Below are 25,332 nucleotides of genomic sequence, written 5' to 3'. Positions count from 1 at the left end.
GCTAACTCACCTGACAGACTCATCGCCAGCACTGTCTAGTGAATCGGATCGAGGAAAGGCGTGTCGGGATCACTGACGTAGAAGGTGACAACGCGCATCGGTTCAGTTGTGCTGGAATTGTAACCGACCATCTTCACGTGTGGCGGCTCGACCATGGCTTCGCCCGCCTTGACCGTGACCGGCGAACGTCCCTCCAGTTCGAGCGTGAAAGCGCCCTCCAGCACGTACAAACTCACTTGGAAACGGTGGGTATGGAAAACGGATTTCTCGCCCGGTTTAAGGGTGGCAGTCAGCACGCGAATTTGTTGCTTTTCGCCCTTGGGCATACCGGAAACAAGCTCGCTCAGTTTGGTCGCCTCTTGCGCGGAAGCGCCAGCCGAGCTGAATAACAGTCCTGCAAAGATACAAGCGAATATCGACGATCGATGCATAACACTTCTCCTCATCGTTACGCTGGTAATGATCCCACGCGCTCGATCATGCAGCTGCGTGGCTCTCTGTAGAAGGTCCATGATCCGCATTGCGGTCTAGGCCATGATCTTCCGGTTTCAGTTCAAGCAGCGCCGGCTCTTGCGAGATCACATCACGCGCAACGCGACGCGAGCACGGCGCCGTTTCGATTCACACCCCTTTGATTGGACCGTGTTCCTTTATCTATCTTACAAGGAAGACACACCCGGCGAGCCTCATCGGGATTGTCGCGACAGTTGTTCGCGAGACCGGACACCCGCAAGCAAGCCCACTCCAATGATGTGATCAGCGTGTCGAAAGACGCGCCGCATCCGCCATCACGATCTCATAGGGGCAATTGTATGAGCGTGTTCGATACGGCTGTGCTTAGTCACGCCGAAACTGCCGGTCTCATGAAAAGCGTTGCCGGTCTGGTCCTGATGCCCGATGACGCCGACTTCCAAACCGAATGTGCCACCTTCAATCTGATGACTCCTGTGCACCCGGCCGTCGCCGTCGGCGCCATCTGCGCGGCGGACGTGCAGGCCGCGGTGCGCTTCGCCGCCAACCGCGAGTTGCCGATCGCCGTGCTCACCACGGGACATCAGGTGGTGCACGCCGCCAATGGCGCGGTGCTGATCAATATGTCGCGGATGAACGCGCTGCAGATCGACCCCACACGCAACCTTGCCCGCGTGAAAGGCGGCATCCGCTGGCAACAGGTTCTCAACGAGACTGACAGATACGGCCTCGCTCCGGTGAGCGGGACGTCACCGACCGTGGGCGTGATCGGCTATCACCTCGGCGGCGGAGCAAGCCCCGTTCTCGGCCGCACGCATGGTTATGCGTCCGATCACATCCAGGCGATCGAGATCGTCACTGCGGATGGCGAGCTACGGCACGTTACGGCGTCCTCGGAGCCGGATCTGTTCTGGGCGCTGCGCGGCGGCAAGGGCAACTTCGGTGTGGTCACCACGCTCGAGTTCACGCTGTTCCCGATCAGGCGGTTCTACGGCGGCGGTCTTTTCTTTGCGGGCGAACACGCCGCGAAAGTGCTGCACCGCTGGCGGGAATGGGTCGTCAACCTGCCAACGGAGATGAGTTCATCCATCGCCTTCATGCGCTTGCCCTCGCTACCCGAAGTGCCGCAATGGCTACAGGGTACATTTGTGATGCACGTGCGGTTCTCCTCGCTGCGCTCGAAAGAGGAATCGGACGGCGTTCTCGCGCCGATGCGCGCAATTGCACCGACGCTGCGCGACACCATGGCCGATATGCCCTACCGCGAGGCGGGTTCGCTGTTCATTGAGCCCGCCGCGCCGGTGCCGTGGGTCGAGCGCGCGGCCATGCTGCGATGCTTCACGAGCGAAGCCGCCAACGCTCTGCTCGCTTTGCTTGGTCCCAATTCACGCACCGATTTAGGCTTCGCCGTATTGCGGCCGCTCGGCGGGGCGCTGGAACGTGCGCCCGCGGTGCCGGACGCCCTGCCCGGCCGCGACGCGCGCTGGTCGCTGCTCGGCGTGGGAGGCGGTCCTCCTGATCTTGCGCCGGTGTTCGAGCGGCAACTCGCCGCATTGATGGACGCGGTCGCCCCCTGGGCACAACAGGAGACGTCACCCAACCTGCTCAGTGCGCAGCAAGGCACCACGCCTGAGGAACTGCGCGCGATCTACGGCACTGAGCGTTACGACCGGCTTGCCGCAATCAAGAAGCGATACGATCCACTCAATCTCTTTCGCATGAACCACAACATCCCGCCCGCAGATTAAAACACCTTCCGCTCGCAGCCGGGAAGCTGCAGATCGTCCGCAAAGCGCGCGATGGTCCACGCGACGAGCGGTGCTTCCAACGGCGAGCCGGGCTGGATGATGGTGCCATGATCGATACCCATGAACGTCCAGTAGTCGATCTGCTGGCCGGCGGCACAACGCTGCTTGACATAGATGGTCGTCGCGTCCGGCAACACGACGACATCCGACAAGCCTTGCGCGATCACGAGCGGTGCTGCGATCGGATCTTTCGCCGTGTTCTGCGCCAGCCGCGCATCCAGTGCCGCATTGATCCTGATGGCCAGCGCGCGGCCGTCGAATGTCCCGGCAAGTGTCATCATCCGCGGCGGGTCTTCGAGCGGAAGAAAGCCGCAGAGACTTGTCATCTCGCGGGCCGCCGCGCGCGCCTCGGGGCGCACAACGTCATCGAATTTGATATCCGGATAAAAGCGGCTGTAAGCCATCGCCAGATACGGCCCGAGCCGCTTGTCGAGCGGCAGGTTCATGTTCAACAGATCCAGCATGTTGCCCGGCGGCGCGATGGCCGCGATGCCCGCGATCTCGACATCGGGCGCGTAACGCGGACCGACGATGCCGGTCCACAGCGCGGCATGTCCGCCTTGCGAATGGCCCCACACCACCGTGCGTGGATCGAGGTTCAACTCCGGCATCTGCCGCGCCGCACGGACAGAGTCGAGGCCCGAGCGCGCCTCGCCCTCGCCGATGATGTAAGGATGCGGACCACCCTTCTCCGCGAAGGCATAATCCGTCGCGACGATCACCCATCCGGCCCGCGCTATGTGATCAAGCGCGGGAATGCCCATGGTCGGCGCGGAGGTCAGCGAGGGCATACACTTCTGCAGCAGGCCCATGGTGCCGTGCTCCCACATGATCACGGGGCGCGGACCTTCCGGCATGTTGCCGGGTGCGAACACTGTGGCGACAGCAGTCGCGGGCGTCTGATCGTCAATCGTCGTGGTGTAGAGAATGCGCCAGCCGCGCAGGCCATACGGCAAGGTCACATCTTTCAGTGGCTCGCTGCGCAACAATTCGCCCGGCTTGCCCGGACGCCCAGTGGGTGGATCATAGAACGCATCCGGCGCACGCACCGTCACCGCCGCCGGCGATATCGTGCTTTCTTGCGACGCAGCAGGCAAAGCGTGGCCCGCAATACATAAAACCAAAAAAGCGAACTGAACTGATCGATGCCGAGAGACGCTCCACATGGTTGAACTCCAACGTGGCGGGATCAGCGTATAACTCATCTTGAGCTTAGAGCGCGGAATGCCATGTTGGAAGTGAGCGTGAACAGAGGAGATCCTTATGACGATCTACATCTCGCAAGGCCGTTACACATCCGCCGCCATCCGCGGCATGACCGCGAAGCCTGAAGACCGCTCGGAAGCCGTTGCAGAACTATTCGCCGCCGCCGGTGGCCGGCTGATCGGCTGGTATCTAACTCTGGGACACTACGACTGGCTGCTCATCGCCGAAGCGCCGGACGAGCCGACCATGATCTCAGCGGTACTCGCGGCCTCCGCCGGCGGAAGCCTCACCGACATCACCACCACTGTCGCGCTCAGCGCGAGCGATACGACGAAGGCGTTCCAGCGCGCAGGCGAATTGACGCGAAAATTCAGATCGGCCGGCCGCGCCGATTATTACGGCGTCGGCATCGCCCCCGGCGACGCGTGAGGCCCTCTGTTATTGTTTTGTCACTGTCTCGCGCACTTCGTGGCAACACTCCGGGCACTCGAACACCAGATCGAGCTTTGAGGCGCTCCAGTGTGGCTCAACGTTCGTGAACTGCATCGGCAGGCGGTTGCAGCTTGGACACACCATCATAGGCGCATGGATTGCATGATGCTGTTGCTGACTATATGCTGGCATAGCGGCTCTCCTTAAGAGCGGAGCACAACGCTCTCCCCAACGCCCCCGTACCCCAAGTCTTCCAACCCCGAGTCTCCCGGCCCCAAATCTTCTGGCCCCAAACTCATGCGGTCATTGATGCAGTGATCATACGGCGGATAATGGGCAGCCCTCATCAACTCCTGTGAACGCACGATGAACATCCGCACAATGTTCGCGGGTGTGACTAATTTGCATGGCCTGCGCGCCGTCGCATCCATCGCGCTTTCATGCCCTTCACCGCGAAGATGATGAATGCCGCGATCGTCGTGAATTCCGGAACGAGAAGCGTCACGGCGATGCAGGTGATCAGCCATAGCCCAAGCCACAGCATGGATACCGAAGTCTCGTTGCTGAAGGACGGCGGGGATGGTGAAGGCCGGTATCACCACCGACGCAACGACGCTTGGCAAAGACCGCTGGCAAAGGCCCGCGTCCGGTATCCGCGCTAATCCACGGCTTGCAGAAGCCAAAAGAGCACGAATGCGCTGACAATCCAAAGAAGCAGCACCAATGCCTTATGGACGAAACCCTGTTTGCGGGCCTCCTCCGGAACTGTAGCACTCATTTCCTCGATCCCCCCAGACCGCAGGGCATCCAATCGCACCCCGTGATGGAATGCAAGTACCTCGATACCTGCACGTTCATTGGTCGCGGGTTTTCAGCATCCGGTTCAATACGGCGCGGTGAGTTCGCGTTCGTCACCGGAGATGGCGTGACATTGCGGGCGCCACAAAGGCTGGTCTTGTTGCGGCAAATCTTCATCAAGCTTCGTCGAACCGGGTGAGGTACTTTCAGCGCACACGGCAACAGCTATCGAACGGGAGAGACGACAATGGTCTTGCGATCGAAGTTGACGACATGCGCGCCGGCTCTCGCGGCGATCATGTTTGCCGCCGCCAGCCTTGGTCTCGCCGAGGCCTGCACACGGGTGCTTTACGTCGGCGACGGCGGGCTGGTCATCACCGGGCGCTCCATGGATTGGGGCGAGGACATGCACTCGAACCTGTGGGTGTTTCCGCGCGGCCAGAAGCGCGACGGCGCTGCAGGCCCCAACAGCATGACGTGGATATCGAAGTACGGCAGCCTCGGCATATCCGCCTATGATGCGGGCATTGCCGACGGCATGAACGAGAAAGGCCTAGTGATGAATGGGCTCTACCTCGCGGAGTCCGACTACGGCAAGCCTGACAACCGCTTGACCATGTCCGTCATGATCGCCGGACAGTATGTGCTGGACAATTTCGCCACCGTCGCGGAAGCCGTCGAGGCCTTGCGCGGCGATACCTTCCGCATCATCGCGCCGACACTCCCCAATGGAAAAGGCGCGACCGTGCACATGTCACTGTCGGACCCGAACGGCGACTCCGCGATCTTCGAATGGCTCGACGGCAAGCTCTTGGTCCACCATGGCAAGGACTACCGGGTGATGACAAATTCGCCAAAGTTCGACGATCAGTTGGCCATCGAAAAATACTGGAAAGGCGTCGATCCCCTCACCTTCCTGCCCGGCTCGATCAGCGCCGCCGACCGCTTTGTCCGCGCCTCGTTCCTGATCGGCGCCGTTCCGACCAAGCTTGATCCGAACACCATCAGCGCCGTGCCCGGCGGCACCTTCGAGCGCCAGGCAGTGGCCAGCGTGCTCGGCGTCGTGCGCTCTGTCGGCACACCACTCGGCGTGAAGCACCCGACCAAGCCCAACATCTCCTCGACGCTGTGGCGCGTGGTTCACGATCACAAGAACAAGGTCGTGTATTTCGACTCCGCGACCAGCCCCAATGCGTTCTGGGTGCCGTTGTCAAACCTCAACTTCACGGAAGGCGCGCCGCCCATGAAGCTGACGGTGGCCGGCGGCAAGGTCTATGCCGGAAACGCCGCGAGCAAATTCGAGCCGGCCAAGCCGTTCGCCTTTCTGCCCGCGACGGATAGATAGCGAATCCCGACGACCAAGCGCCGGCTTAGGCGCGCCGCGCGGCTTGGACCAACGCCGTAGCGGCGACCAGAATTGCAACGCCAGCAATCCCAGCGCAAATCAATCCTGCCGGAGTCACGCGCGCCGTGCCTTTCAGATTGATGCTCTTGCCGACCCGCAGATCGAAGGTGGCCCGCATCTCTTCGGGATGGGTGAGCAGAGCATCGGAGGTGCCTGGCGTCTCTGGCGTCACTGCCATTTTACCGTTTCCTTCAGTGGCCCGGATGCTAGGCTATGCATCGGCTATCTGGGGTTGGAGGGGCCTGATGGGCGTTCTTTTGGCTTTCGCGCCGTTTATCGTTTTCGCTATTGTCGATAGACTCGTAGGTTCTTCGGCTGGTTTGATGGCCGGTGCCGCGACCTCCGTTATTTTGATAGCGCGAGATTTTATCGCCTCTGGCCGCTCAGCCAAAATTCTGGAAATCGGGACATTTACGCTTTTCGCTGGACTCGCGATTTATACCTATGTGGCTCAACCAGCCTGGTCCATTATTGGAGTGAGGCTGCTTGTCGACACCGGACTATTCTTGATCGTATTGATCTCGATGGTGATTGGAAAGCCGTTCACCTTGCAATATGCGCGAGAAACCGTCGATGCGCAGTACTGGGATCGGCCGGAATTTATCCGTACTAATTACGTGATCACGGCTGCCTGGGCTCTCGCATTTGCCGTGATGGTGCTCGCTGAACTGGCTTTGCTTTATCTGCCCGGAATGTCGCACCGCTTGGGCGTTATCGTGATTATCGTCGCGCTCATCGCGGCCGTGAAGTTCACCGGTTGGTATCCTGAGCGGGTAAAAAGAGCGCAGTGATAGCGCTCCATACCTTTGCTCACCGCGTCATCGTGTTCTTGTAGATCTTGCCGTCCTTCATGATGACCTTGAAGTTGTTGGTGGGATCAGCAATCAGCTTGATGTTGTCCAGCGGATTGCCATCCACCAGCAGCAGGTCCGCCAGCGCGCCCTCCTGCACCACGCCAAGCTTGCCCGGATAGGGCGTGCGCTTGCCGGACATCGCCAGCAACTGCGCATTGGTCCCTGTGGCCATGGCGAGCGTCTCAGCGGGCGTGTACCACTTCACCAGCATGGTGAGCAATTCGCCCTGGCGCTGTGCCAGCGCAGGCGAAAACAGAATGTCGGTGCCGAACGCGGTCTTCAGCTTGTACTTCTTCGCGAGTTGATACGTCCTGTCGATGCCTTGGAACACCACGCCTGCCTTGACGCGCTGTACCGAGCCCTCGGGAAAGTTGTTCACCATTTCCTCGGCGATCGGCTGCAGGCTCAGCCAGATGTCTTTATCGGCGAGTAGCTTCGCGGTCGCCTCATCCATCAGGAAGCCGTGCTCGATGCACTTTGCGCCCGCGGCCACCGAGCGCTGGATCGCTTCCGGCGTAAACGCATGGGTGGTGACGTAAGTCCCCCAGTTGTTCGCGGCTTGCACCGCGGCGCGCAGTTCTTCCTCCGTGAAGGTGGTGACGTCGAGCGGACTGTGCGGAGACGATACACCACCACCCGCCGTCAGTTTGATCTGTGACGCGCCCTGCATCAGTTGCTCGCGCACACGCATGCGCACTTCGTCCGGACTGTCCGCAACCATGGCGCCGCCGATCTGCTCCATGCGCGTGAGCGAGCCAATCGTGCGCGGCAGATCGGACATCTGGCGGAAATCGCCGTGGCCACTGGTGATGGTGATCATTGCACCGGAAGGAAAAATGCGCGGGCCTGGGAGAATGCCCGCGTCGATGGCTTGCTTGAGACCGAACACGGGCCCGCCCACATCGCGCACGGTGGTGAAACCGCGCATCAGTGTGTCGGTCGCTTCCGCACCGGCCGCGAGATTGGCGAAGCCGACGTCGCCGTGAATCGACTGCAACGGATTGAGCCTGATCAGCATCGCATGCCAATGCGCATCGATCAGCCCCGGCATCAACGTGCGCCCGCCACCATTGACGATGGTGGTGGTCGCCATGCGATCCACCGGGATCGGCGCGGTGGTGATTTTCTCGATCAGGTTGCCGCGCACCAGAACGTTGGTCGGCTCGGACAGCGGCGTGCCGGTGCCGTCGAACACTCTGACATTTTCGAATAGCGTAACCGGACCGCTGGGCTGCTGAGTTTGTGGAGGAGCTTGCTGGGCTTGCGCCACGCTTGCTGCAACGGCGAACAGACAAGAAAACAGCGCAACAACTGATGCCGCCGAACCGAGCCGGCGGGGTAACATGGACGTCATAATGATCCTCCAGGGAGGTTGAAGCAGTCCACGAAGAGAACTCATGCTACCGCGTATCGTTTGATAGGCCAACCCTGACGGTTGCGCCCTATCTCACATGTCGTGCGTTCGGACACATCGATTAAAATGAAATGCTTACAACGCGCAGGAAATGCACGCGCTAATATCATCAAGCATGAACGCAGTGCAGCGAATGATCTGTTGCCGAACTTTCACACTGCCGACAGAATAGTTGTCTCAAATCCAACTCATGAATGGGGATGTCATGAGCCAAAAGCAGCACACATATCTTTCTGCGATATGCCAATGCGGCAAGGTCAAGCTCGAGGCGATCGGCGCGCCGATCCTGACCGGGGTGTGCTATTGCACGAGCTGCCAACAAGCCGGACATCAGATCGAGCAGCTGCTATTCGCGCCGCCGGTGCTCGGTGCCGATGGAGGAACGAGCTTCGTCCTCTACCGGAAGGACCGCGTCCATTGCGTCATGGGACAGGAGTATCTTGAAGAGCGCCGGCTCAGGCCGGAGTCGCCGACGCGACGCGTCGTTTCCACGTGCTGCAATTCGGCGATGTTTCTCGACTTCACCAAAGGACACTGGTTGTCGGTCTATCGCGATCGCATTTCCGAAGGTGCGCCGCCCCTCGAGATGCGGATGATGACGAAGGAACGGCCCGCGGGCGTGACACTCGCGAATGACGTGCCTGTCTATGCCGGTCCTCCCGGCAAATTTATCCTGAAGCTGCTCGGCGCCTGGGTCGCGATGGGATTCCGCAGGCCCGTTGTCTCCCTCGGAAAGACTGCCGCCCGCGCACAATAAGCCAACGCGCGACGCCGAACACATCTGTCACCGCTGCTGTCGCTCAGAGAGCTGTTCTGCCCACCGTTTGGACACACGCAATTCGCCGCCTTAAAGACGGGCAGGTTTTTGTCGCTCCCTGCAACGAAGCGTGAGCTCAAGCGCGTTGCCACAATTCGCGCCGCTCGCTTTGTCGGCCACCATCGAACCTCGCGCGTGCGTCGCACGTCATAAGTCTAAAGAATGATGGTGAACGGAGCGCTTTCACGCAGCAGTGAACGCTGGCCGCTTAACCACGAGGAACAAAACTTTGTGAGACAACTTGAATGCGCTGAGTGTTTTCGTATGTCGGAAACTTCTCGGCGTCAGTGTTGTTAGCGTCTTTTGCGTTTGTGTCCGGTGTCAAATGCCTGTCTTCCGTTATTTTCTTTATGTTGGAGCTGCGCTGATCGCGGTCTTGTTCGCGATCAATGCCTATGCTCCGCCGCCACCGGCGCCGATGCAGGCGAACGCGCCGGGATTTGATCGCAGCACTATCCGCATCACGTCGAACAGGGTCACGGAAGCTCCAGTCGTCTACGACACCAGCCAGCCGACCATCGTGCCGCCACCGGCATCGAAAATGGCTACGAGCAAGCCGGTTGAAGCGGCGTATGCGAAGGTTGACGGAACCGCCGCTAATACGGGCGACCGTCGCGTCGAGGCAATGGCGCAGGTCGATCAGCCCAAGCCTGCCGCGTCAAAGCCGAAGCCGAAACCACGCAAGATCGCGCGTCACGATCCGCCGCGGCAGCAATACATGCAGCGCCAAGCGTGGGCGCAACCGTCATTCTTCCAAGGCTTTTTCGGCTTCAGGTGAGATCAATCCTCGAGCCACATTTCGGTCCTGAGCGCGGTGGCGAAGGCGCTTGCCGCCCGCTCCTCCTGCTCCTCTGAACTCGCTGCCGTCTCGATCATGCTCATGGCGAGCCGCCAGTGCGGCTTGCCCTTGTCTGCCGCGTTCAGCCGCTGAATAAACATCGCGGCCTCGCTCGGATTCACAATCACCGTGCCCCCGAGCTCCGGGTGCAATCTGAAAGGTCCAAACATTTCAAAAAAATCCTGATCGGCAATCCGCTCAGGATGTCGCGCAAGTTCCCGCCTGTCGAGAGGTAGCGCAGTGGGTGCGGCAACGATGCACACTGGAACCCTTCAAGACAGGGTCGGGAACCGGACCTAGTGTCCCGGTTCTAACGTTCGCATTACTTTGCAGCACTCTCGTTTGCGAACGTTAGAACCAGAAGGGACACTAGGCAACTTGATGAAACTAGTGCGCTTTTGGATTTGACGTTCGTAATCAGGACTCGCCGCATGCTCATACGAACGTCAAATCCAGCGCACTAGCATGCCTGTAAACAGGGCTCGCATCCGGATGGAACCCGGCCTATCCTCGATTCCATCACCGCCCCCGCTTTGGCATCACCGGTGACTGAAAGTTTTGTGCTTTCGCCTCAATGTTTGAGAGCGCAATGACGACACGTGACCTCTGCCCACGCTGCCAATCGGAGATGACGGTCGTCTTCGAGGGCCGTCGCCGCTCGCTGGTGTGCCCGAAGTGTGAAGAAGCCCAGCCCGGCGCAGCCACGGGCACGGCGCCGAAACAGGGCAAGTGACGGGACAAGCGTCGTTGCAGGCGCGTAGTTAACTCATTTCGGCCTGAAAAACCGCGCCGTCGCCAGTCCCATCGTCAAAGCACCGATGACGAACGCGCAAGACGCAGATGCCTGCAAAGCCTCGACCATTCGTCCGTGGTTGAACAGCACGATCATCTCGAATGCGAAGACACCCGGTATCATGATGACGATTGGTGAGACCGTCATTGCAAGGCGCGGCACATTGAAGTGACGATTGGTCAGCATGGCCACAATCCCGATAACCAGCGCCGCACAAAATGCGGCCGGAGCCGGCATCATGCCGATGTCGTTGAGGACCAGACGCAGGCTGTTCGCAACCAAAGCCAATAAACCGGCGGCTACCGCAATGGGCGCCGGCGTGTTGAACAGCATTGCAAAAGCCCCGGCCGCAACGAAGCTGAGAACGGCGCGCAGGGCAAATTTCAGTAAATACGCAACTTCAAGCGGTGGCTGGCGCGATATGTCAATTCCCGCAATTGCGATCACAAAGCTCAGCCCCAAAGCGACCGAAAGCAAGAGCATCGCGCCGTAGGCAAAGCGGCTGACGGCGGCAACGGTCTGGTACTGCAGAAGATCGAACAAACCGGCGATCAGAGGAAAACCAGGAACCAGGAACAGCACGGACGAAATGAAACCCGCCGGATAGTGCGTAAATTTCAAACCAAGCAATCCCGACAGCCCGCCGACGATCACGAACACCCCGGATGCCGTAGCGGCAGACAATGCGGCAGTTCCGTAGTGATTGAGATGGCTGCGCGATAGCCTCATACGTAACCACTGGCCAGCTCCGCCGCCGATAGCCGCCGCCATCATTTCCGGCGCGGCGGCGCCGTTGAGAAACGCAAAAGCCCCGCTCGCCATGGCGACAGCGGCCACAATCTGCAACATGGAATAGTGATGAGCCGTGGATTTGAGATGCGCGAGCTTGAGTTCAATTTCTCGCAACGACGGCTCCGGTCCAAGCGTTTTGACAAGCCGCTCCAACTCCGCAATCTGCCAAACATTGACCGATGGAGGCCCGGTCTCGCGCACTGCCGTGATCCATTCCCCTGAGCAGCGAATGCTGGCTGTGATGCTGTCGAGTGAAAAGCTCACCGCCAGGCTATCAAGGCCCATCTTTTTCGCGATCGCGTCCATCATTTCGCGCGTTCGTGTTGCGGTGTTTCCGGCGCCGATCATCATGGCGGCGAACTGCATCAATACGCCGACAGCGTCGCACGCTGATGCGACGGGCGCGCTATTTCTTCTATCGCTCTCCGAAGCCGTGTTCTTCATCGTGCGGCCACGACACAGAACGTTACCCTGGCGGATATTGATCTATCGCAAATGCATCGCCCGCTGTGAGGCAAGGCGCGGACCGCGCTGGGCAGACCTATTCCCCCTGAATCAACCCTTCCCGTCGCCAGACCGCCCCTCGACGTCCACTTCCGAAGGCAACAAAGCACTGGTTCCGCCTTGAACCGGAACCCGGCGGCGGGTAAATAAAGCCCTATATAGAGTGATGGGGATGGGGTGCCCCCGACAACCGCCATGGTGGCTGATGACTCCTACAAAACGCGCGAGAGCGCGGGCAGGAGCATGAGCGTATGAATCCCCTCTTCATTCTGGCGGTGGCCGTCGGCGGCGCGACCGGTTCGGTGATGCGCTATCTGGTCGGCATCGGGTCCGGCAAATTGTTCGGCACCAACTTCCCCTGGGGTACGCTGATCATCAACGTCACCGGCTCATTCCTGATCGGCGCGTTCGTCGGCCTGTTCGCCAGCAAGTGGGACCTGCCACAGGCAGCGCGCATCTTCCTCACCGTCGGCATCTGCGGTGGCTACACCACCTTCTCCACCTTCTCGCTCGATGCCTGGGTTCTCGTCGAGCGCGGCGAAAGCTTCTCGGCCATGGCCTACATGATCGCCTCGGTGGTGCTGTCGGTCGGCGCACTGATCGCGGCGATGCAAATCGTCCGCGCGCTGTAAGCACGCAAGCCTCCACAAGAAACCTACAAACGCGCGGTCGCGTCCGCAGTGCTGCCGTTCATCGCGTGACTGCGACCGCGCGATCGATCTAGCCTCTCCTCCTGTCATCTCTCTCTGCTATGCTGCTGTCCTCGGCATGCAGGAGGACGACAGAATGCGTTCAATTTTCGCTGCAATTGCTTTGATTTCTTCCCTTTCCGTTGCGTACGCACAATCAGGATCGCCGGGACCCGTCACCGTCGACAATTTCCCACGGGCCGAGTCCGACATGTACATGGCGAAGACCACGAAGGATGGCGGCTTCGGCAAGTTCGCACACAACCGCACGCCGACAGAAATCGACAAGCAGACTGTGATCCGGATGAACCGCGATACGCTTTACTCGTGGGGCACGTTCGATCTCGATGCGGGCCCTGTGACGGTCACGCTCCCGAATAGCGGCAAGCGCTTCATGTCAGCACAGGTCATCAACCAGGATCATTACGTTCCCATCCCGGTGGCTTATGCGCCCCGCAAGCTCACGATCTCCAAGGACAAGGCCGGCACGCGCTATGTCATGGTCGGCGTGCGTACGCTGGTGAACCCGACGGAGCCGAACGACCTGAAAGAAGTACATGCGCTGCAGGACGCGATCACGGTCCAGCAGAAGGCGGAAGGCAAATTTGAGATTCCGAACTGGGAGGAGACATCACAGAAAAAGGTGCGCGACGCCTTGCTCGTGCTCGCCTCCACCGCTGACGGTTTCAAAAACGCTTTCGGCGCTAAGGGTCAGGTCGATCCTATCCGCCATTTGCTCGGCACCGCTGCTGGTTGGGGCGGCAATCCGGACCGTGACGCCGCCTATGCCAGCTTCACGCCGGCAAAGAACGACGGCAACACCGTCTACAAACTGCGCGTGAAGAACGTGCCGGTGGAGGCGTTCTGGTCGATCAGCGTCTACAACGACAAGGGCTTCTTCGAGCCGAACAAGTACAACGCCTATTCGCTGAACGACCTCACAGCCAAGAAGAACCCGGATGGTTCGGTGGATGTGCAGTTCGGCGGCTGCGACGGCAAGATTCCCAATTGCCTGCCGATCACCAAAGGCTGGAATTACACCGTGCGGATGTATCGCCCGCGCCCGGAAATTCTCAGTGGCAAATGGAAATTCCCGGAGGCCAAGCCGGCAAATCCGGCTTGAGCGACGTCGCGAAAACGAATGAGCGCCATCGCCTTTGGCTATCGGCGCATGCGCGTAGGTATGAACGACGGCTCTTGCGGGCGACGGAGATCAGGACGACGGCGCGGCGGGTGACGCGAGAGCATCCGCGCGTTCCCCACCGTGTGGTGTTGCGCCCTGCTCCATCGTCTCCGGCATCGCGTAAGCAAAGAGCACCGCGCCGATCAAGGCAACGCCGCCAAGCGCTAGGAATGCAGCCGAGTATCCCGCTTTGCTGATGATGAGACCTGCGAAGGCCGTAGACGCGGCTGCACCGATGCCCTGCGCCGTAATCACCGCGCCTTGCGCGACGTTGAAACGTCCTGTGCCGTGCATCAGGTCGGCGATGATGACCGGAAAGATCGCGCCAAAGATGCCCGCGCCGACACCGTCGAGCAGTTGCACGCCAACCAGCCAGTATGGATTGTCGGACAGCACATAGAGCGCACCACGCAACGGCAGCACCATGAGCGCCACCAGGAACAGCGGCTTGCGGCCCCATGCATCCGCTTTCGCACCGACCAGCATCGCCACCGGCACCATGACAATTTGCGCGGCAACGATGCAGGTCGACATCAGCGTGGTGCCGAGGTTCTTGTCTTGTAAAGCGAGCTTTTGCCCGACCACTGGCAGCATGGCGGCGTTGGCGAAGTGAAACAGCACTGTGCAGGCGGCGAACACCAGCAGCGGCCGGCAGGTCAGCAGTATGCTCAGGCCCGAGACCGTCTCATCCTGCTTTTGCCCGTCATCAAGACCTCGGGCGAGATCGTGGTCGATGGCCTTGGCCGGGATCGCCAGAATGCTGATGATGCTGCACAAAGACAACACGGCGAGAACGACGAAGACCACGCTCGGTCCCCACACATAGGCGAGCGCCCCAGCCGCCGCCGCCGCGCAGGCGTTGCCCGCGTGGTTGAACGTTTCGTTGCGGCCGATCCGCCGTGTGAATCCGGCGTGGCCGAAGATGCCGAGCGACACCGCTGCGATCGCTGGCGCAAACACCACGCCCGCCGCCTGTGCGGCCGATTGCGACATCGCCACCGGCCAGAAGCCATGCATCCATGGCAACAACAGCGAACCGGCTGCGACGACGATGGCGGCCACGATCATCAGCGCACGTTTCGCCCGTGTCGCATCGACCAGCGCGCCGGCAGGCGTCTGCGCCACAATCCCGGCGATGGCGGCGATCGACATCACGACGCCGATGCGCGCCTCGTCCCAATGCTGCTCGGTGAGAAGATAGATCGCGAGATATGGATCCAGGCCGTCGCGGACATCGGCGAGACAGAAATTCGCGGCATCGAGAGAGCGGTGCGACCTTTGAAGGTTGGATTTGTCCATGCAACGGTTCTTGAAGCCCAATGGGGAACCGGGAACCTCGACCAAAGTTCCGCACGTCACGAAATTCGCTGACAAATGCCGCGCGCATGGACGGCTAAATCTTAACTTCTGTTTGCTATTCAAGCCTCGCTGTCGAAATGCAGCGAGCCCGGTCGGCTGATTACGGAATCCCCTTCCATCGTCCGGGCTCGCTCATCGGTGGAACTCTCCTGATCGGCAGCCTTCTCAGACAAAGACCCCGAGCAGAAGAGCCACTAAGGCTTGCGAATATTCTGATCGTTACGCGCTAACCTGCCGCGCGGAACTGAACCTCACCGCTGTTGAGGAAACAGGTCTTCGTAAACAGCCTCAGGTCCAGAGGATTCGGCAGTCTGACATCTCCCAGATCGGGATACGGCTTTGTCAGAGGATCGTACGAGCGATCAATTTGAGAGATGAAGACGAAGATCAATCCTCTCTCACGTGCAAATGACTGCAGCGTGCGAACCTGATCCATCAATTCCGGATTCTCGCGCTTCTGATCGAGCAACTGCAGATAATCTATAACTGCCAGGGTGCCGCGCGGCGCGCCAGCCAACCTCTTCACGATGGTGTCAGCGCTGATGTCGTCCGAGTTATCCAATTCGAATACGCCATCAAAACGCGCCGGCTCGACCCCGATCGCGCGAAAACAATCCAGCACGTCCTTTTCCGTATACTCCAGCGTGAAGAACGCGCTTCGATTGCCGGACTTCATTGCCTCCACGGCGAGGTTGAGGCTCATCAGAGTTTTGCCATGGCCTGGACGCGCTCCCACCAAAACGAGGTCGCCGGGAGCCAATCGAGCAAATAACTTCTCAGCAGGTGTAACTGCGGAGGCTTTGGCCGCAAGCAAGCTCCAGCTATCAAAGCCTTCCCGTGAGGCTATCCGATTGAGCGCGTCGTGCAGCGGAATCTTTTCTTCGCGCGATAAAAGCTTCGCCTTGCGCTTTAATTGATAAATGGGTGCAGAGAGTTGCATCTTAAGAACCTCCTATTACGAGCAATGACCACAATCCCTCCTTATGCTTGGTGCCCGAACAGTTGGTTCGATGACTGAAATGGCCCTGTATGAAATGATACTTTCCCAATGGAGGGAGGAGGCGTAGGCCGCGCCGAGATCGAGTTATAGCCGATTCCCGCGAGGGGAAAATTGCCGACCTTCTGCAAATACACGAATCCATCAAGCGCAAAGAGCGAAAGGCGCCGAACCCGCAACCGGGCCCTGCTCAGTTTGATGTAGCGCCCGCATGCGATTGCCGATATTTCAACCGAATGCCCAAAGCTTCCCTCCTTCTTCGTTTTCTGCGCAAAACATTTCGTTTCAAATGGATGCCACGCTGGCAACGGCGGATCTTCTTTGTGGCCGGTGGCCTCGCCGTCGGCGGCATTGCGGTTGCGATCGCCTATCTCGCCGATCTGGCGCAGGCGTTATTCCGGACAATGCATACGGCCTATTGGTGGTCGCCGCTGATTATCACCCCCCTCGGCCTTGGTCTCTCGGCATGGGCCACGCGGCGGTATGCGCCGAACGCAGCCGGTAGCGGCATTCCGCAGGTGATCGCCGCCCATCAGATCGATACGCAATCCGTCCGCCAGACGCTGGTCTCCATTCCGACCGCGATTTTCAAGATCGTACTCCTGACCTTCGGATTGCTGTGCGGCGCGTCTGCCGGCCGCGAAGGCCCGACCATTCAGGTCGGCGCGGCGACCATGTTCGCGCTGGGCCGCCTGGAGCCACATCGCCAGCCGGGTCTGTTGCTCGCCGGTTCCGCGGCCGGCGTGGCGGCTGCTTTCAACGCACCGTTAGCTGGCATTATCTTCGGGATCGAGGAAATGAGCCGCTCGTTTGAGATCCGTACCAGCGGCCTCATCCTCGGCACGGTGATCGCGGCTGGCCTCACGTCGCTCGCTCTGGTCGGCGACTACGCCTATTTCGGCTCGACGCTTGCGACACTTCCCATCGGCCCTGGCTGGATCGCCGTGCCGCTGGCGGGCGTCGTCTGCGGCCTGGCGGGTGGGATCTTCAGCCGGTTCGTCATCGAGGTTTCGCGCGGGCTCCCCGGCCGCGTTGGCGCACTCATCAAGAGATACCCGATTGCGTTTGCGATCCTGTGCGGATTGTTTATCGTCTTTTGCGCCATGGCCGGCCATGTCGACATTTACGGGACCGGCTATGAGCAGGCGCGTGCCATTCTGGAGGGCAAGGACAGCCCCGCAGCGTTTGCACCGCTCAAGCTGATTGCCACAGCGTTGTCGTCGGTCAGCGGCATTCCCGGCGGCCTGTTCTCGCCGTCGCTGTCCGTCGGCGCCGGCATCGGACGCGACCTCGCGCTGTTGTTGCCGAACGTTCCTGTCGCCGTTCTCGGCATCCTATGCATGGCGGCGTATCTGACCGGCGTCGTTCAGGCTCCGATCACGTCGTTCGTCATTGTCTCCGAGATGACGGAAAATCATGCGTTGATCATTCCGATCATGCTCACTGTGCTGATCGCCAATAGCACGTCGAAAATCATTTGCCCGGAAAGCGTCTATCACGCGCTCTCAAAACGCTATCTCCCGGCGACGCCGCAAACACCACCGGCCATCAATGTGGCAGACACGCGCTGAAGAATAACAATTCCGGTTCCACACTTGACGGTGAACACCACACGGATTTGACTGTCCGGACTCGCTGTGCCGACCCGACGGGGGTTTTGGCCGCGCGCGGCCCGGTCGATCATTCTGTTGCCGATCACGCGCATGAGTGGTCGGCCGGGCAGTATAAGCAGCCATTTTCAGTATTGCTGCCAGCCACGGCAGCGGTTTAGTTTTTAGACTGCCGAACGAGACAATGCCGATGATGCAAGTGGAGTGGATTTGACATTCGCTTCCCATCCGACCGCGAGTTCGTCAAGCGAATGTCAAATCCAAAACTCCACTAGAAACCTGTATTTGCTAGTGGTCCTTTGATTCTAACATTCGCAGGAAGTGCCTGCTGAAGCGGGATGCGAATGTTAGAATCGGACCACTAGATCATCGGACGCAGATGACACAGCGTGCGAATACACGACGTGCCAAGCTATACAGCGTTCAAAGCGACACAGCGTGCCAAGCTACACAGAGTGACAAGTAGCGTGTGAAGCGTACCGCGTGATGCGTTTGGAGATCTCGATGTCGATGCATTCAGAACCATGGCTCAGCGACGACAAGGAACTCATTCAACAGATCGAGCGCGAGCTTGATACGTTCGAACAGGCCGAACTCGCCTTTCGCGCGCAGGAGCGCCGGGAGCGCGAGGAGACGGTCAAGACCCTGCTGACCAAAGAACCATCTCCTGCTGACCCGCCCGTAGAGGCGTCCGCTTATCACTAGTTTTGAAAGCCGGACATCGCGACGCGTGTTGTGCGTGACCGGGTTTGTCGGGCCCGATATCGCCTGCCCACAAGCCGATCCGCTCAGCGGGTCTTGCGCCGCGCCTTGCTCTTGCTGCGCCGGGGAAACAGCTTGTCCCTGATATAGCGTGAGGTCGCCGTCAGCCGCAGCCCGCGCGGCTTGTACCAGCCGACGCGATCGAGTTCCCGCTTGTCGCCGATCTCGAGCTCGCCGGAGACCTTGTCCGCCAGGAAGATGGCGTCACTCATCCTGCGGCCTGAGAACTTGTTCTCTACGCGAACATCTTTCCAGAGCTTAAGCCGCCCGACTTTCAGCTTCGGCAACTCTTCCTTGATTTCACGACGCAGGCAGCGCTTCTCGCTCTCCCCGCCGCGGCGCCGGCCGCCGGGAAACATCCACAAGCCATCGCGCCGCCGGCGCACCAGAAGTACGCGGCCTCGCTTCGCGACAACGAGCTTCGAGGACTTTGCCATTCTAACGTTCAACCACGGGTGTCAGCGGGAAAACCATCAGGTGAGTTAAATTGCGGTGATTCCGGAAATGCGTCGATCAAAATCATTAGGTTTACTTAATGTCCTGCACAGGCTTGTGCAACTCCGCCGTGCGACCTACGGCGCCCGCAGCACGGAACACCGCAAGTAAATTGTCGCGCCATCATTGGTAAGGCACATCGGCGTTGGTTCAAGGCAGCCCGTGCGCTACAGCCTCACTGTCCCCACTGCCTGTTGCCAGGCAAGCTGTTCTGGTCCGTCACCGTGTACGATACCGAGACCCGTTCGCAGATCCAAACCGCACAGAAGAAGGCGGCGCTACGTTTGCTGTTCGAGCTGAAGAACCTCAGCGGGGATTCCGTCACGGAAGCCGGGAGACTTCGAAATAATTTGAGCGCGTCGCATTCGATTCAAATTTTTCTGAGGTCATCGGCGGTGCTCGATGGATACCACCGCGAGAAAACCACCAGCGGGAGAGGCGAAACACGCGTCACCGCACTGGTATAATGAATAATGACGCGCACTGCGCGATAGAAGCGGTATCGTGGCCAGATCAAGTGTTTTTTGAAAAAAGGACTCGCTTTTTCCACACCGTAGGCTCAATCTATGTGGGTAACTTCACAGTAAATTTTGCCAGCCATCAAGTGGGAAATGTCATTTCCTGCATGCGATGTTTATGGCCTGGGGGCGTGCGTGATGAGTAACCAGCGCACCATTCGGGAACAGATCGAGTGCCGAGACTTTGAAACGATCGCGTTCCCACAGCGTATTTGCCTTGGCGTAGCCGCGTTTGGCGGCTTCGCACTGATTGTAACTGTCATCTACTACGCAGCCATCATGAAGTGAGACTTGCTCCTCTCGCGATTGCGGACACTTCTGTATTGCGTACCGCAATCGGGCCCCGAGAGGCTTGGACACCCGCCCGGTACAGCCGGGCGGGTGGCCACGCAATGACGCACGCGCGTGATGCACACGGCGACGCATCTTCTGCAGCGCCATATCGATGCTGAAGCTTGCGGGCTCGGCGAGACGTTAACTCTTGAAGCTCGCCAGAGCTTGAGGAGGAGCCCGATCGCGCCAGGCTAGCTCTGTTTTTGCGTCCATGTTTCGGCAAGCGACGCGCCAAGCTTTCGCGCCTTCTTTACCCTCTGTCGGATTGCATCCACCGATCCCGCGAGAGATGGATCACGCTTTACCGAGGCTGTGCGCGAGAACTCCTTGAGCGATTTCCTCGCCTCCTCCAACGCATGGAGTGCGCGCTGCAGGGATAGGACATCTTCGCGCACGGCAGCTTTAAGAGGAAGGGCCATTTCAAATTCCGGCTTGTCGCCTCTCAACGGCGTTCACTTCAGCTCGTTCCCATGCCGCCATCGAAGATCGCATCCGCCATTCAGTCTCCCGATCACATCACTGTCTGTCGTCGTTATGGAACAGGGATCCAAGATTAGCGAACCGCTTCGTTTATCGAGCTTCACCTCACTCGGGCCGTCGCGGCCCGAAAGAACCAAGCAACAGGAACACCCGTGAATACGAGGCATTGTCCAATGCTATTCCTCCAGCCTCTGAGGCTCCCATGTATCATCACGTTAAAAAGCTCATGTACACCGTTCGCGTCGACGAACCCGATCCTCGCTTCGGCAACATGCTCCTGGAACAGTTCGGTGGCGCGAACGGGGAGCTCGCAGCCGCCATGCAATATTCCATTCAGGGCCTGAATTGCGAAGATCCGGATCGCAAAGATCTCCTGATGGATATCGGCACCGAAGAGCTGAGCCATCTGGAAATCGTGGGCTGCCTCGCGCGCATGCACCTCAAGCCGATGAAGTTCGATCGCGAGAAAGCCGAGGCCGATCCCCTCATCGCCATTGCGGGCGGCGGCGGCGTCAATCTGTTCAATTCACAGGGTAATCCCTGGACCGCCGATTACCTGAAGATCACCGGCGAACTCGATGTCGATCTGCGCAGCAATATAGCCGCCGAGGCTCGGGCCAAGATCGTCTACGAGCGGCTGATCAATTTCTGCGACGATGCCGGCAGCAAGGACGCGCTGCAGTTCCTGATGACGCGCGAGATCACACACATGAAGGCGTTCGCGGCGGCGCTGGAGAGTATGAACAAGCCCGCATTCTCCATCGGCAAGCTCGCGCCCACGCCGGGACTGGTCAATCAGTTCTTCAATGACTCCACTGGCGCGGGCGACGAAGGCGAAATCGATACCCGCGGCCCCTGGAACGAGGGTGGCGATTGGGAGTTCGTGAGCGCGCCTGCCCTTCAGGCTCAACCACCGGGTGAAGAGGCGTCCGTCATCAAGACCGAGAGTTCACCGCCCACGGCACCTGAGGGACTGAACGACCTTCTGATCGACGAACTCCGCGACATCCTGCACGCCGAAAAGCAGCTCACCAAGGCGCTTCCGAAAATGGCGAAGGCTGCCCGCTTCGAGCGTCTTCGCGAATTGTTCGACCAGCACCTCGTGGAAACTGAAGGCCAGGTCGAGCGGCTCAATGAATGCCTCTCATTGTTGGGCGCAACCGTACGCGCCAAGCCCTGCAAAGGCATGATGGGCCTGGTCGAGGAAGGCCAGGAAGTGATGGACGCTGGAAAGTCAAAAGACGATGCGGCAGCGGACCTCGCGCTGATCGGCGCGGCGCAGCGGGTCGAGCACTATGAGATTTCCTCCTATACGACTGCAAAGAATCTCGCCTTGCAGCTTCGCCACAGCGCTCTCGTGGAACTGCTGTCGAAGTCGCTCGCCGAAGAGGAAAATTCCGATCAGTTGCTGAACCAGGTCTCACGAACGCTGATGTCGGTCGCCAAGATGCCTGCCGCGATTGAGAGTGCGGAAGAAGCGATTTAAGGAGTTCACACCGGACTTTGCGTGGAACCGGAACGATTTCGCGGGAGCCGCGTTCTAATCACGGAAACCACAGAGCGTGATCAAAGGCCCGGCCGGTTTGCTTCCCTATGAGCATGCCGGCCGGGCTTTTCTGCATCTGGCTGGCGCCATAACGGGTACTGCCCCGCGCCGCTGCCGTGCAGCAATTGGCCCTTCCTGTGGCGGCTACATCGTTCCGTGAATTTCGTGAAATAACGGACTCGCCGTTTTTCCAAGCCCGGTCCACAATTGCTTCGTCGCGAAGCTCCCGGCAAAACCATCGGTGACCGAGAGACCGTCGCGCTCCCGCCCCACTCTGACGAGGGACCAAGGCGATGGAGAACCAGCATACACTTCGCGAACGCATCGAAAACAGGGACGTTCTGGATACGGTTTCAACGCCCCAGCGCGTCTGCCTTGGCATAGCGGCCTTTGGCGGCGTCGCCCTGATCGCGATCCTTGCCTACACCATGACATTCATGAGCTGAGCTTCCAACGATCAACATCCATGACCACACGTTCACAATGTCGGAACGTTTCCCGCACTCGTTGTTTAACAAAGTGCGCGTGGTCGTCGCCGTCGCTCCCCTCCTAATTCCAGACGGCGAGACCTGGCCCGGCAGGTCTGACATGAGCCTGCCGGGTCGCGTACAAAATTTTACCGCAGCCGCCTGTCGTCGCGGCGCGGGAAGCGAAAGGCCGGTTGGGGCGTCGTTCTCTCCCCGCCAACCGGCCTTCGTCTTGCGCGTTTCCAGTTTGCGATAACGCCTTGTGGGCGATCTCATCAACCATCAACTCCCCGAGACGCGCTCGTCTCTGCAGGAACGCGCCGATCTGTGACCGGTTGAAAATCTGTCGTTAGCGAGAGCAGCGGCTAAGGCCCGGCCGGAACCCTTTGCCATGAGAGCGGGATGCCGCCGGCCGGGCCGAGCTTTCTCCCACCAGTGCAATCTGCATTTCCACCGTGGCATCGCTGCGCCGCGTGCCGTTGACCAGCGGGCGCGAGGCATTCTAGATCGGTCAGCCCGTCACAACAGATAATCAGGAGGGATCCGGTGAGGCTATTGCCTGGATTTGCGGAGGAAGCACATTGAAAACCCTTGATACGCCCGTACTCCGTTCTCTCTCTGCCACCGCGGTGAAAGTGCCGATGAAGCTGCCGCTCGGCACCAGCGCTAAACGCATCGATGAGGCGAGCCTGCTGCTGGTCGATCTCCTCACCGAGGACGGCATCGAGGGCCATGGCTACGCGTGGTGTTACCTGCCATCGATCGCGCGGTCGCTCGTGCCGATCGTGGCTGAACTGAGCGAACAGCTCGCAGGCCAACCTCTGGTCCCGCTCGACCTTGCCCAGACGGTTTCGCGCTATTTCAAGCTTCCCGGCCTTGCCGGACCGATCACCATGGTCGCATCACCGGTCGATACAGCGGTGTGGGATGCAGCCGCGAAATCCGCCGGCATGCCGCTCGCAACCTATCTCGGTGCCAGCCCTCAGCCGATCCTCGCCTACAATAGCAACGGACTGGGATTGATGTCTCCGGAAGCGGCGGCCGATGAAGCCGAAGCGTTGCTGGAAGGCGGCTTCACCGCCGTCAAACTCAGGCTCGGCCGAAGCCATATGGATCATGACCTCGCGACCGTCAGGGCAGTCCGGAAGCGGTTGCCGGACGCGGTGCGGCTGATGGTCGATTTCAATCAGGCCCTGACCTTTTCCAGCGCAATGGAATACGCCCTCGCCCTCGATGAGGAAGGAATTTACTGGATCGAGGAGCCGATCCGGCACGATGATTACCGCCACATGGCGTTGATCGCGCAGGCGGCGAAAACACCCATCCAGATCGGCGAGAACTTCACTGGCCTGCCGCCAATGGCGGCGGCGCTGGAAGCCGCCGCATCGGATTACATCATGCTCGATCTCGACAGGATCGGCGGCGTGACCGGCTGGCAGCGCGCGGTGGGACTCGCGGCTGCATACAACCGCGAAGTGTCGTCTCATCTTTTCCCCGAAGTGAGTGCGCATCTGATGGCCGCGACGCCGGGACGCCACTGGCTCGAATATGTCGATTGGGCCGATCCTATTTTGCAGCAGCCGCTGCAGATCAAGGACGGCAAGGCCATTATCCCCAACCGCCCCGGCAACGGCCTCGCCTGGGACAAGGACGCCGTCGCCAAATACCGGCTGGCCTGAACAGCGTCACATCGCAGCACTGGCCGCCGCGCGTTTGGCGGCGAGTACATCGCGCACCTCGGCAGCGATCTCGAACGAGCGCAGCCGCGCGGCGTGATCAAAAATCTGCGCGGTGACCATCAGTTCATCCGCGCCGGTCTCGGTGATGATGGCGCGCAGGCCGCGCTCAATGGCATCACGCGTGCCGACCACCGAATAGGCCAGCGACTGCTCGACGCCGACGCGCTCGGCGGGCGACCAGAGATCGTCCATGTTGTCCACCGGCGGCCTGAGCTGCCCCGGCGTGCCACGGCGCAGATTGACGAACTGCTGCTGCAGCGACGTCATCAGGCGCTTCGCCTGCGCATCAGTCTCCGCCGCGAACACGTTGACACCGACCATGGCGTAAGGCTTGTCGAGCTGCGCTGACGGCTCAAAGCGCATGCGGTAAATCTCCAGCGCCTCCATCAGCGACTGTGGCGCGAAGTGCGAGGCGAACGCGAACGGCAGGCCGAGCATGGCGGCGAGTTGCGCGCCGAATGTGCTGGAGCCGAGGATCCAGAGCGGCACGTTCGTTCCCGCGCCCGGCACCGCGCGGATCGCCTGCCCCGGTTGCACCGGGCCGAGCAACGCCTGCAATTCCAGAACATCCTGCGGGAAGTTTTCGGCGGCCTGCATCAGATCGCGGCGCATCGCTCGTGCGGTGCGCTGGTCCGTGCCCGGCGCGCGGCCGAGCCCGAGATCGATGCGTCCGGGATAAAGCGACTCCAGCGTGCCGAACTGCTCGGCGATCACCAGCGGCGAATGGTTCGGCAGCATAATGCCGCCGGAGCCGACGCGGATCGTCTTAGTGGCGCCCGCCACATGGCCGATCACCACCGAGGTCGCGGCGCTGGCAATGCCTGTCATATTGTGATGTTCGGCAAGCCAGTACCGCTTGTAATTCCATCGCTCGGCGTGCTGGGCGAGATCGACAGTGTTGCGAAAGGCCTGTGCCGCGGTGCTGCCTTCCCCGATCGGAGAAAGATCCAGAACAGAAAACGGAATCAACGTCGCCTCCGGGGGAGAAGCATGGGTCATGGCGCGCACGCAGTTGGCACGGG

27 protein-coding genes and 1 riboswitch are annotated in these 25,332 nt (G+C 60.1%); of the genes, 16 read left to right on the top strand and 11 right to left on the bottom strand.

Going from position 1 to position 25,332, the window contains the following annotated elements:
• Window positions 1–35 precede the first annotated feature (35 nt).
• Window positions 36–431, bottom strand: a complete 396-nt coding sequence (locus ACZ5C3_RS08830; protein WP_464036957.1) for a cupin domain-containing protein — start codon at window positions 429–431, stop codon at window positions 36–38.
• A 381-nt stretch (window positions 432–812) separates the two neighbouring features.
• Between ACZ5C3_RS08830 and ACZ5C3_RS08825 the strand changes: the two genes are divergently transcribed.
• On the top strand, window positions 813–2,219 hold the full coding sequence (locus tag ACZ5C3_RS08825) for an FAD-binding oxidoreductase (protein ID WP_464036955.1): 1,407 nt from the start codon (window positions 813–815) through the stop codon (window positions 2,217–2,219).
• Here the strand turns inward: ACZ5C3_RS08825 and ACZ5C3_RS08820 are convergent.
• On the bottom strand, window positions 2,216–3,328 hold the full coding sequence (locus tag ACZ5C3_RS08820) for an alpha/beta hydrolase family protein (RefSeq protein ID WP_464036954.1): 1,113 nt from the start codon (window positions 3,326–3,328) through the stop codon (window positions 2,216–2,218). The two genes, ACZ5C3_RS08825 and ACZ5C3_RS08820, sit on opposite strands and share 4 nt — an antisense overlap.
• Window positions 3,329–3,542: 214 nt before the next feature.
• Between ACZ5C3_RS08820 and ACZ5C3_RS08815 the strand changes: the two genes are divergently transcribed.
• Window positions 3,543–3,914 (top strand): GYD domain-containing protein, encoded by a 372-nt coding sequence (locus tag ACZ5C3_RS08815; protein WP_464036952.1) that lies wholly within the window; start codon window positions 3,543–3,545, stop codon window positions 3,912–3,914.
• 400 nt (window positions 3,915–4,314) lie between these two features.
• Here the strand turns inward: ACZ5C3_RS08815 and ACZ5C3_RS08810 are convergent, their stop codons facing one another.
• Entirely contained in the window at window positions 4,315–4,461 is a 147-nt protein-coding gene (locus ACZ5C3_RS08810) for a hypothetical protein (protein ID WP_464036951.1), read from the bottom strand.
• 501 nt (window positions 4,462–4,962) lie between these two features.
• Here ACZ5C3_RS08810 and ACZ5C3_RS08805 point away from each other — a divergent pair.
• Entirely contained in the window at window positions 4,963–6,060 is a 1,098-nt protein-coding gene (locus tag ACZ5C3_RS08805; protein WP_464036949.1) for a linear amide C-N hydrolase, read from the top strand.
• 25 nt (window positions 6,061–6,085) lie between these two features.
• Here the strand turns inward: ACZ5C3_RS08805 and ACZ5C3_RS08800 are convergent, their stop codons facing one another.
• Window positions 6,086–6,298 (bottom strand): hypothetical protein, encoded by a 213-nt coding sequence (locus ACZ5C3_RS08800; RefSeq protein ID WP_464036947.1) that lies wholly within the window; start codon window positions 6,296–6,298, stop codon window positions 6,086–6,088.
• Window positions 6,299–6,365: 67 nt separating this feature from the next.
• Between ACZ5C3_RS08800 and ACZ5C3_RS08795 the strand changes: the two genes are divergently transcribed.
• Window positions 6,366–6,911: a hypothetical protein gene (locus tag ACZ5C3_RS08795; protein WP_464036945.1), complete on the top strand. Its 546-nt coding sequence runs from the start codon at window positions 6,366–6,368 to the stop codon at window positions 6,909–6,911.
• A gap of 19 nt (window positions 6,912–6,930) precedes the next feature.
• Here the strand turns inward: ACZ5C3_RS08795 and ACZ5C3_RS08790 are convergent, their stop codons facing one another.
• Window positions 6,931–8,328 carry a metal-dependent hydrolase family protein gene (locus tag ACZ5C3_RS08790; protein WP_464036943.1) on the bottom strand — a complete coding sequence of 466 codons (1,398 nt, stop codon included), beginning with the start codon at window positions 8,326–8,328 and terminating at the stop codon, window positions 6,931–6,933.
• Between the two features lie 265 nt (window positions 8,329–8,593).
• Between ACZ5C3_RS08790 and ACZ5C3_RS08785 the strand changes: the two genes are divergently transcribed.
• Together ACZ5C3_RS08785 and ACZ5C3_RS08780 are read left to right on the top strand one after the other, a co-directional pair.
• Window positions 8,594–9,145, top strand: a complete 552-nt coding sequence (locus ACZ5C3_RS08785) for a GFA family protein (RefSeq protein ID WP_464036941.1) — start codon at window positions 8,594–8,596, stop codon at window positions 9,143–9,145.
• Between the two features lie 385 nt (window positions 9,146–9,530).
• Window positions 9,531–9,983, top strand: a complete 453-nt coding sequence (locus ACZ5C3_RS08780; RefSeq protein ID WP_464036939.1) for a hypothetical protein — start codon at window positions 9,531–9,533, stop codon at window positions 9,981–9,983.
• A gap of 2 nt (window positions 9,984–9,985) precedes the next feature.
• Here the strand turns inward: ACZ5C3_RS08780 and ACZ5C3_RS08775 are convergent, their stop codons facing one another.
• Window positions 9,986–10,213 (bottom strand): hypothetical protein, encoded by a 228-nt coding sequence (locus tag ACZ5C3_RS08775; RefSeq protein WP_464044654.1) that lies wholly within the window; start codon window positions 10,211–10,213, stop codon window positions 9,986–9,988.
• A gap of 419 nt (window positions 10,214–10,632) precedes the next feature.
• Between ACZ5C3_RS08775 and ACZ5C3_RS08770 the strand changes: the two genes are divergently transcribed.
• On the top strand, window positions 10,633–10,776 hold the full coding sequence (locus ACZ5C3_RS08770; RefSeq protein WP_464036935.1) for a hypothetical protein: 144 nt from the start codon (window positions 10,633–10,635) through the stop codon (window positions 10,774–10,776).
• Between the two features lie 33 nt (window positions 10,777–10,809).
• Here ACZ5C3_RS08770 and ACZ5C3_RS08765 read toward each other — a convergent pair whose 3' ends face one another.
• Complete coding sequence (locus ACZ5C3_RS08765) at window positions 10,810–11,994, bottom strand: threonine/serine exporter family protein (RefSeq protein WP_464036933.1); 1,185 nt, start codon at window positions 11,992–11,994, stop codon at window positions 10,810–10,812.
• 297 nt (window positions 11,995–12,291) lie between these two features.
• Window positions 12,292–12,354: riboswitch (Fluoride riboswitch) on the top strand.
• A 29-nt stretch (window positions 12,355–12,383) separates the two neighbouring features.
• Between ACZ5C3_RS08765 and crcB the strand changes: the two genes are divergently transcribed.
• Window positions 12,384–12,764: a fluoride efflux transporter CrcB gene (gene crcB / locus ACZ5C3_RS08760; protein ID WP_464044653.1), complete on the top strand. Its 381-nt coding sequence runs from the start codon at window positions 12,384–12,386 to the stop codon at window positions 12,762–12,764.
• Between the two features lie 154 nt (window positions 12,765–12,918).
• Complete coding sequence (locus ACZ5C3_RS08755; RefSeq protein WP_464036930.1) at window positions 12,919–13,944, top strand: DUF1214 domain-containing protein; 1,026 nt, start codon at window positions 12,919–12,921, stop codon at window positions 13,942–13,944.
• A 90-nt stretch (window positions 13,945–14,034) separates the two neighbouring features.
• Here the strand turns inward: ACZ5C3_RS08755 and ACZ5C3_RS08750 are convergent, their stop codons facing one another.
• Both ACZ5C3_RS08750 and ACZ5C3_RS08745 read right to left on the bottom strand, forming a co-directional pair.
• Window positions 14,035–15,303, bottom strand: coding sequence for an MFS transporter (locus ACZ5C3_RS08750; protein WP_464036928.1), 1,269 nt, complete (start codon window positions 15,301–15,303; stop codon window positions 14,035–14,037).
• Window positions 15,304–15,589: 286 nt separating this feature from the next.
• Window positions 15,590–16,303 (bottom strand): DNA helicase, encoded by a 714-nt coding sequence (locus ACZ5C3_RS08745; RefSeq protein WP_464036927.1) that lies wholly within the window; start codon window positions 16,301–16,303, stop codon window positions 15,590–15,592.
• A gap of 293 nt (window positions 16,304–16,596) precedes the next feature.
• Here ACZ5C3_RS08745 and ACZ5C3_RS08740 point away from each other — a divergent pair, with 293 nt between their 5' ends.
• Window positions 16,597–17,931, top strand: coding sequence for a chloride channel protein (locus ACZ5C3_RS08740; protein WP_464044652.1), 1,335 nt, complete (start codon window positions 16,597–16,599; stop codon window positions 17,929–17,931).
• Between the two features lie 543 nt (window positions 17,932–18,474).
• Window positions 18,475–18,675 (top strand): hypothetical protein, encoded by a 201-nt coding sequence (locus ACZ5C3_RS08735; protein ID WP_464036924.1) that lies wholly within the window; start codon window positions 18,475–18,477, stop codon window positions 18,673–18,675.
• 83 nt (window positions 18,676–18,758) lie between these two features.
• Here the strand turns inward: ACZ5C3_RS08735 and ACZ5C3_RS08730 are convergent, their stop codons facing one another.
• Complete coding sequence (locus tag ACZ5C3_RS08730) at window positions 18,759–19,169, bottom strand: NUDIX hydrolase (protein ID WP_464036923.1); 411 nt, start codon at window positions 19,167–19,169, stop codon at window positions 18,759–18,761.
• A gap of 252 nt (window positions 19,170–19,421) precedes the next feature.
• Between ACZ5C3_RS08730 and ACZ5C3_RS08725 the strand changes: the two genes are divergently transcribed.
• The 5 genes from ACZ5C3_RS08725 (at window position 19,422) to ACZ5C3_RS08705 (ending at window position 24,250) form a co-directional block, all read left to right on the top strand.
• Window positions 19,422–19,694: a hypothetical protein gene (locus ACZ5C3_RS08725; protein ID WP_464044651.1), complete on the top strand. Its 273-nt coding sequence runs from the start codon at window positions 19,422–19,424 to the stop codon at window positions 19,692–19,694.
• Window positions 19,695–19,883: 189 nt separating this feature from the next.
• Entirely contained in the window at window positions 19,884–20,033 is a 150-nt protein-coding gene (locus ACZ5C3_RS08720) for a hypothetical protein (RefSeq protein ID WP_464036919.1), read from the top strand.
• Between the two features lie 727 nt (window positions 20,034–20,760).
• Window positions 20,761–22,044: a DUF892 family protein gene (locus ACZ5C3_RS08715; protein WP_464036917.1), complete on the top strand. Its 1,284-nt coding sequence runs from the start codon at window positions 20,761–20,763 to the stop codon at window positions 22,042–22,044.
• Between the two features lie 353 nt (window positions 22,045–22,397).
• Window positions 22,398–22,550: a hypothetical protein gene (locus ACZ5C3_RS08710; protein ID WP_464036916.1), complete on the top strand. Its 153-nt coding sequence runs from the start codon at window positions 22,398–22,400 to the stop codon at window positions 22,548–22,550.
• Window positions 22,551–23,152: 602 nt separating this feature from the next.
• The gene (locus ACZ5C3_RS08705) at window positions 23,153–24,250 is read left to right on the top strand and encodes an enolase C-terminal domain-like protein (RefSeq protein ID WP_464036914.1); all 1,098 of its coding nucleotides are present in this window, start codon (window positions 23,153–23,155) and stop codon (window positions 24,248–24,250) included.
• Between the two features lie 6 nt (window positions 24,251–24,256).
• On the opposite strand, the gene ACZ5C3_RS08700 is transcribed toward ACZ5C3_RS08705, so the two are convergent.
• Window positions 24,257–25,279 (bottom strand): LLM class flavin-dependent oxidoreductase, encoded by a 1,023-nt coding sequence (locus ACZ5C3_RS08700; protein WP_464044650.1) that lies wholly within the window; start codon window positions 25,277–25,279, stop codon window positions 24,257–24,259.
• Between the last annotated feature and the right edge of the window lie 53 nt (window positions 25,280–25,332).

The organism is Afipia dichlorophenoxyacetatis (assembly GCF_055386385.1).
The sequence above is the reverse complement of the archived record's forward strand: the minus strand, read 5'-3'. Positions and strand labels throughout refer to the sequence as shown.

What these genes read in the sequence shown, in the direction of transcription:
- ACZ5C3_RS08710 (WP_464036916.1), top strand. Translation starts at nt 22,398, where the DNA reads ATGGAGAACCAGCATACACTTCGCGAACGCATCGAAAACAGGGACGTT.
- ACZ5C3_RS08735 (WP_464036924.1), top strand. Translation starts at nt 18,475, where the DNA reads ATGTCGATGCATTCAGAACCATGGCTCAGCGACGACAAGGAACTCATT.
- ACZ5C3_RS08830 (WP_464036957.1), bottom strand. Translation starts at nt 431, where the DNA reads ATGCATCGATCGTCGATATTCGCTTGTATCTTTGCAGGACTGTTATTC.
- ACZ5C3_RS08810 (WP_464036951.1), bottom strand. Translation starts at nt 4,461, where the DNA reads ATGCTGTGGCTTGGGCTATGGCTGATCACCTGCATCGCCGTGACGCTT.
- ACZ5C3_RS08730 (WP_464036923.1), bottom strand. Translation starts at nt 19,169, where the DNA reads ATGGCAAAGTCCTCGAAGCTCGTTGTCGCGAAGCGAGGCCGCGTACTT.
- ACZ5C3_RS08740 (WP_464044652.1), top strand. Translation starts at nt 16,597, where the DNA reads ATGCCCAAAGCTTCCCTCCTTCTTCGTTTTCTGCGCAAAACATTTCGT.
- ACZ5C3_RS08785 (WP_464036941.1), top strand. Translation starts at nt 8,594, where the DNA reads ATGAGCCAAAAGCAGCACACATATCTTTCTGCGATATGCCAATGCGGC.
- ACZ5C3_RS08765 (WP_464036933.1), bottom strand. Translation starts at nt 11,994, where the DNA reads ATGCAGTTCGCCGCCATGATGATCGGCGCCGGAAACACCGCAACACGA.
- ACZ5C3_RS08800 (WP_464036947.1), bottom strand. Translation starts at nt 6,298, where the DNA reads ATGGCAGTGACGCCAGAGACGCCAGGCACCTCCGATGCTCTGCTCACC.
- ACZ5C3_RS08780 (WP_464036939.1), top strand. Translation starts at nt 9,531, where the DNA reads ATGCCTGTCTTCCGTTATTTTCTTTATGTTGGAGCTGCGCTGATCGCG.
- ACZ5C3_RS08775 (WP_464044654.1), bottom strand. Translation starts at nt 10,213, where the DNA reads ATGTTTGGACCTTTCAGATTGCACCCGGAGCTCGGGGGCACGGTGATT.
- ACZ5C3_RS08770 (WP_464036935.1), top strand. Translation starts at nt 10,633, where the DNA reads ATGACGACACGTGACCTCTGCCCACGCTGCCAATCGGAGATGACGGTC.
- ACZ5C3_RS08815 (WP_464036952.1), top strand. Translation starts at nt 3,543, where the DNA reads ATGACGATCTACATCTCGCAAGGCCGTTACACATCCGCCGCCATCCGC.
- ACZ5C3_RS08795 (WP_464036945.1), top strand. Translation starts at nt 6,366, where the DNA reads ATGGGCGTTCTTTTGGCTTTCGCGCCGTTTATCGTTTTCGCTATTGTC.
- ACZ5C3_RS08715 (WP_464036917.1), top strand. Translation starts at nt 20,761, where the DNA reads ATGTATCATCACGTTAAAAAGCTCATGTACACCGTTCGCGTCGACGAA.
- ACZ5C3_RS08790 (WP_464036943.1), bottom strand. Translation starts at nt 8,328, where the DNA reads ATGACGTCCATGTTACCCCGCCGGCTCGGTTCGGCGGCATCAGTTGTT.
- ACZ5C3_RS08750 (WP_464036928.1), bottom strand. Translation starts at nt 15,303, where the DNA reads ATGGACAAATCCAACCTTCAAAGGTCGCACCGCTCTCTCGATGCCGCG.
- ACZ5C3_RS08745 (WP_464036927.1), bottom strand. Translation starts at nt 16,303, where the DNA reads ATGCAACTCTCTGCACCCATTTATCAATTAAAGCGCAAGGCGAAGCTT.
- ACZ5C3_RS08755 (WP_464036930.1), top strand. Translation starts at nt 12,919, where the DNA reads ATGCGTTCAATTTTCGCTGCAATTGCTTTGATTTCTTCCCTTTCCGTT.
- ACZ5C3_RS08805 (WP_464036949.1), top strand. Translation starts at nt 4,963, where the DNA reads ATGGTCTTGCGATCGAAGTTGACGACATGCGCGCCGGCTCTCGCGGCG.
- ACZ5C3_RS08825 (WP_464036955.1), top strand. Translation starts at nt 813, where the DNA reads ATGAGCGTGTTCGATACGGCTGTGCTTAGTCACGCCGAAACTGCCGGT.
- ACZ5C3_RS08720 (WP_464036919.1), top strand. Translation starts at nt 19,884, where the DNA reads ATGAGTAACCAGCGCACCATTCGGGAACAGATCGAGTGCCGAGACTTT.
- crcB (WP_464044653.1), top strand. Translation starts at nt 12,384, where the DNA reads ATGAATCCCCTCTTCATTCTGGCGGTGGCCGTCGGCGGCGCGACCGGT.